Source organism: Thiorhodococcus mannitoliphagus, from assembly GCF_010915725.1.
In the GTDB taxonomy this organism is placed as follows: Bacteria; Pseudomonadota; Gammaproteobacteria; order Chromatiales; family Chromatiaceae; genus Thiorhodococcus; species Thiorhodococcus mannitoliphagus.
On sequence record NZ_JAAIJR010000310.1, the window covers coordinates 1 to 1,759 of the forward strand.

Below are 1,759 nucleotides of genomic sequence, written 5' to 3' on the forward strand. Positions count from 1 at the left end.
TGCTGCGCCGTGGTGTGCTGACGCACCAACGCCTCCAACTGGGTACGTTCTTTGTCGGTGAGGGAAACGGGAATCGGGGTACAGCGTGGCATCGTGTCATCAACTCATCGGCGAAACTCAAGACAGATGAGCAGGATGCCATCGATCGCCCAGAAACAGTATTAGGACTTTCACTCTAGACCACTAGTTGGTCCCAGAGCGCAGCGATCTCCGCTGTCCGCGCCAACTGAGGCAACTGCTGGCTCAGCAGGGCCTTCGCAGCCCGCAGGTCCGCTTCAGCCTTTCGCTTTTCGCCAAGGGCAAGGTACACCCGAGCCCGGGAGACCCGGAATTCGGGGGCTTCTGGGTCCAGCCTCATTGCGCGCGCATAGGCTTTCACCGCCTCGGGAAACCGGCCATGGCACTCGTGAACGCGGCCGCGCAGGTAATGCGCTTCGGGATGCTCCGGATCCCAGCCCAAGGCACGGCTCAGCTCTCGCTGCGTGGCATCGGGTTGATTCTCTGCGAGAAGAATCTTTGCCCTCAGTACGGCGATCTCGGCGCGAGTATCTGGAGCATCGGGGGCGGACAGGCGCTCCAGATCATGTCTGGCGGGCTCGATTCTATCGAGCGACAGCCAGCAGTCGGCACGCCAGAGCAGAACCTGGTCCAGGTTGATCTCGACGGTCCAGGTCTGCTCATCGGAGCCGTCGTATTCGTAGCACAGATGAGGATAGTCACGAGAGCCAAAGCCACGTTCGAGACAGGCATCATAGTGGCGGATGGCGCGACGGTCGTCGCCCAGATTGGCATAGCAGAAACCGAGTCCTAGATGCGCTTCCGGGCGAGTCTCGTCCAGGAGAACGGCGCGGGCGAAATGCTCCAGAGCTTCATGCAATGCCTTGGCGGTGCCTTCAGCGAAGGCGAGGCCGCAACCGGCGAGAAGTGCGGCAAGGAGCGCCTCCGGCGGGGCCTCGTCAAGGTCCTCGGGGCCGCCGGTGATTGCCGGGGCGTCGTTCACGGTCGTGGCGTCCAGCGCATCAGGCGGTGGAGAACGGCAGCCATAGACCCAGTACTACGAGCACTGCTAGGCTGCCGGTCGCAAGCAAGTAGGCGGCCGTCCAGTACAGGGTTGTCTCGAGCAGCGCAAAGCGGTTCGGTGCGGTCCATGCCCAATGCAGCAGTCGTACCGGCGGCAGTAGCAGTGCCCCCCAGACCAACCAAAACACCGGACTGTACCCCTCTGCCGCAGAGCTGATCTCGGGTCCCAGAACCGGCAATGTCAGCGCTGCCGTAAGTCCCGGGAGATCGCCTCGCAGTGGATGCAGCCAATGGCCGTAGCTGTAGGCGAGCTCCGGACGAACCACGAAGAACAGGACGCCCTGCAAGACATACCAAAGGCCGACGACCAAGTTGACCAGGAGCCGAGATCGGAGCATGCCGAATGTCCATGGTAAATGCCTTGTCATCGGCAGCGGAGACTATCCCGGCCCTGGAGCCGACGGCCAGGAGTCGAGCACACAAAAGGCTGCGCCGCGGCTTTCCCTGACGCTTTTATGTCTGGCCCTGAGTCGCAGCCTAGCCAAGCCCCCCCTAGTGGTCTAGAGTGAAAGTCCTAATACTGTTTCTGGGCGATCGATGGCATTCTGCTCATCTGTCTTGAGTTTCGCCGATGAGTTGATGACACGATGCCACGCTGTACCCCGATTCTCGTTTCCCTAACCGACAAAGAACGTACCCAGTTGGAGGCGTTGGTGCGTCAGCACACCACGGCGCAGCA

Annotated in this window: 2 protein-coding genes; both read right to left on the reverse strand. The window is 61.5% G+C overall.

All coding sequences use genetic code 11. The annotated features are described in order from the left end of the window. Positions 1 to 175: 175 nt before the first annotated feature. Positions 176 to 1,000: a tetratricopeptide repeat protein gene (locus G3480_RS26430; protein ID WP_164657173.1), complete on the reverse strand. Its 825-nt coding sequence runs from the start codon at positions 998 to 1,000 to the stop codon at positions 176 to 178. Positions 1,001 to 1,019: 19 nt separating this feature from the next. Further along, positions 1,020 to 1,418 (reverse strand): hypothetical protein, encoded by a 399-nt coding sequence (locus tag G3480_RS26435; protein WP_164657174.1) that lies wholly within the window; start codon positions 1,416 to 1,418, stop codon positions 1,020 to 1,022. Between the last annotated feature and the right edge of the window lie 341 nt (positions 1,419 to 1,759).